Source organism: Trebonia sp. (genome assembly GCF_049794275.1).
GTDB lineage: Bacteria > Actinomycetota > Actinomycetes > Streptosporangiales > Streptosporangiaceae > Trebonia.
Map to the genome: position 1 here is coordinate 1 of NZ_JBARCR010000067.1, position 3,425 is coordinate 3,425.

Annotated in this window: 1 protein-coding gene and 2 pseudogenes; 2 read left to right on the plus strand and 1 reads right to left on the minus strand. The window is 69.6% G+C overall.

The window, feature by feature from the left end; all coding sequences use genetic code 11:
- Positions 1–366, plus strand: a pseudogene (locus tag WA805_RS01770) (monooxygenase); the annotation flags it as partial.
- Between the two features lie 131 nt (positions 367–497).
- A complete protein-coding gene (locus WA805_RS01775; RefSeq protein WP_424560414.1) occupies positions 498–1,460 on the plus strand; it encodes a hypothetical protein in 963 nt (320 codons plus the stop codon).
- A 224-nt stretch (positions 1,461–1,684) separates the two neighbouring features.
- Here the strand turns inward: WA805_RS01775 and WA805_RS01780 are convergent.
- Positions 1,685–3,425, minus strand: a pseudogene (locus tag WA805_RS01780) (hypothetical protein); the annotation flags it as partial.

Genomic DNA, 3,425 nt, shown 5'->3' on the forward strand with positions numbered 1-3,425 from the left:
CTGCTGGCCGGGGCCGGGCCTGGCAGCGAGGTGCGCGGCGCGGGCCCGCTGCGGCAGGACGTGCCGCGCAGGTCCGCTGGCAATGTCCTGCTCGTGGGTGACGCCTCCGGTTATCTCGACGCGCTGACCGGCGAGGGTATCGGGGCGGCGCTCGCGCAGGCGGCGGTCCTGGCGGAGTGCCTGGCGGCGGGGCGGCCAGGCGACTACGAACGAGCCTGGCGGCGGGCCTGCCGCAGGTCCTGGATGCTCACCGCGGGCCTGCTGTGGTCCAGGCACCAGCCACTGCTCGGACCCCGCATCGTCCCCGCCGCCCAGCGACTCCCCCGCCTGTTCACCACAATCGTTAACCTGGTCGGCGACGCGTGACCTGGACTGCGCCGCCCCGGGATTGGCGGTGTGGCCCACAGGTGCGAATCTATGGGCGCTGTGGGCCACACCGCCAACGTTGCAGCGCGTGATTTCTAGGCAGTACGGCTATTTCGTGACATATTGTGTTCATGCCTAAGCGCACAGTAATTGACGATGGTGCGCTCCAGCGCATCCTCACAGCACAACACCAGGTGATCAGTCGTACGCAGGCGCTGGAGATCGGGATTCCGCAGAGCACGGTAAACACATGGTGCAAGGCGGACGGAAAGTGGCAGAAGCTGCTTCCGGGGGTGTATCTGACGGCGACCGGACGGATCGCCATGGAGCAGCGGCAGGTAGCGGCCTTGTTGTATGCCGGACCGCAGAGTGTGATTACCGGGCCGGTCGCGATGCGGCTGCACCGGCTGCGGTGCCCGGGCGGAGATGCTATTGACGTTCTCATTCCGTGGACGGTCAGGCGGCAGAGCATAGGTTTCGTGCGGGTTCACCGCACACGCCGAATGCCGGCGTTCAGTCGGACTGGTCCGATCCGATTCGCCAGCCCGGCCCGCGCGGTGGCCGACGCCGCACATGGCTTCACCAAGCTCGACGAGGTCCGCGCAGTGGTCGCAGAGGGTGTGCAGAGACAGGCTTGCTCGATCGCCCAGATAGGCCTTGAGCTTACGGGCGGCGTCAATCGTGATTCACTACACCTGCGCGCGGCCCTTGCCGAGGTTCGCGATGGGATCCGGTCGGTAGCCGAGGCACGCTTCCGCCAGCGGGTACGGAACTCCGACCTGCCGCAGCCCAGGTATAACGTGTTCCTTCGCGCGGCGGACGGTACCGACATTGGCGAGGCCGACGCCTGGTGGGCGGACGCTGGAGTCTCGGCAGAGATCGACTCCCTGGAATATCACTTCTACCGGGACGGCTGGCTGAAGACCGACGCCAAGCACAGCCGGATGCTCAAGTACGGCATCCTCCCCCATCACTTCGCACCGACCCGGATCGACAACGACTGGCCCGCGGTCTATGGCAACCTCAGGTCCTCCATCCACGAAGGCCGCCAGCGACCTCCGCTGCGGATAGTGGCCTTCGAGGCTCTCGGCTAGCCGAGCGACCGTTCTACCAATCGCGAACCTGGCGGGCGGTGGCCCGAGCGACGGAAGGCTGGGTATGCGAAACGGCCCCGGCGGATGCCGGGGCCGTTGACGCTTGGGCCGGTGCGGTGGTCGCCTCCTCGGCGAGAGGCACATCGCGGCTCCAGCCGAACGGTATTCCGCGAAGGCGATATTAAGTGCGGCCCGGGGGACCCTAGCCGCACCGGCTACTGCCTCTAACGCCTCCTGGTGTACCTCTGTTCCCTGGAGTCCCGGCCAGTTTGCTGATCGCGAGACTCGCTGTCCCAGTAGCCGCGCTGCGCCGGGTCGGCCTGCTCGCCCGCCGGCGTGAAGCTCGGCGCGCCCGGGGCGCCTGGGTAGGCGGCCTGCTGGTGGTTCTCCTGGTATCCGGTCGCGTAGCCTTCGTCGGCGTACGCCTGGCCACCGTAGGACTGCTCCTCCGGGTATCCCTGCGGGGCGTACCCGGCCTGCTGGTACTCGTCGCCAGGCCCGTAGCCGCCACCGTTCGGGATGCCGTTCGGGGTGAAGGTGGGGGTAAAAGTCGGGCTGGAGGCCTGGGCGGCGGAGCCGTTGCCCGGGTAGCCGCTGTAGCCGGCGGCCTCGTAGCCGCCCGAGTGCTGCGCCTCGCCGTAGCCGTTCGCCTGGTACGCGGCGGACTGCTGCGTGCCGGCGTAACCATTGGCCGGGTAGGCGCCGGACTGCTGCGCGTCACCGTAGCCGTTCGGCTCGTAAGCGCCGGGCTGTGGCGCGCCGTCGTAGCCGTTCGGCTCGTACGTGCCCGAGTACTGCGCTTCGCTGTAGCCATTGGCCTCGTACGCGGCGGACTGGTGCGTACCTGGGTAACCGCCGGGCTCGTAGGCACCCGAGTGCTGCGCCTCGCCGTAGCCGTTCGCCTCGTACGCGCCCGACTGGTGTGTGCTGTTGTAGCCGTTGGTGTCATAGGCCGCGGTGGTGCCGAAGCTACCGTTGGCGTAGTCGGATGACGCGTATGAGCCGCTGGCGGGGTCGGCGTAACCGTTCGCCTGGTAGGCGCCGCTGCCGGTGAAACCGCCAGGCTGCTGCGCGTATCCGGGGTCGGCGTAGCCGGACGGGTCGGGGTAACGCGGCGCCTCCTGGTAGGCGGCGGCCTCTGGGTAACCGGCCTCTGGGTAGCCGGGCTGCTCCCGGTAGGACGACGGGTCCTGGGCGTGCCGCGGGGCGCCCGGGGCGCCCGGGGCGCTGGGGGCGCCGACCGGAGCGGAGAGCGCCGGAGCGACGCCCGTCCCGGCCATGTAAGAAGCGGTGGGATCCGGCTGCACGTACTGGGCGAGGTCGTGGCTGCCCGGGTCGGGCACGCTGTAGTCCTGCGCGGCGTAGCCCTGACCGGTGTAGCCCTGCGCTTCGTAGCCCTGCGCTTCGTAGCCCGGCGCTTCGTAACCCGGCGCTTCGTAACCCGGCGCTTCGTAGCCCGGTGCCTCGTAGCTGCGCGCGTCGTAGCCCTGCGTGTCGTAGCTTTCTGCGCTGTAGTTCTGGCCGTTGTAGTTCTGGTCGTTGTAGTTCTGGCCGCTATAGCCCTGACCGTCCTGCGCCTGGCCGGCGTACGCAGGACCGCTGTAGTCCGCGTACGGGGCCGCCGCGCCGGCCTGCGCGCCGTACCCCTGCGGGTCGCCGTACTGCTGCGGGTCGCCATACCCCTGGGCGTCGCCGTAACCCTGGGCGTCGCCGTACTGCGGCGCGTCGCCGTACTGCTGGGACTCGCCGTACCCCGCCGCGTTCCCGTACTGCTGGCTGCGGTAGTCGCTGAGGTACGTCGGCTCGGCCATGGCGCCGTACCCGCCGGCCGTGTCGTAGCCGCCTGCCTGCCCGTAGCCGTTGGCCGCGCCCGCGCCGTACCCGGCCGGGCCGGCACCATAGCCGGGCGCCGGGTAGCCGACCGCGGGGTCGTCGGGGACGGCGGTCATCGCGCCAGTAAAGGGC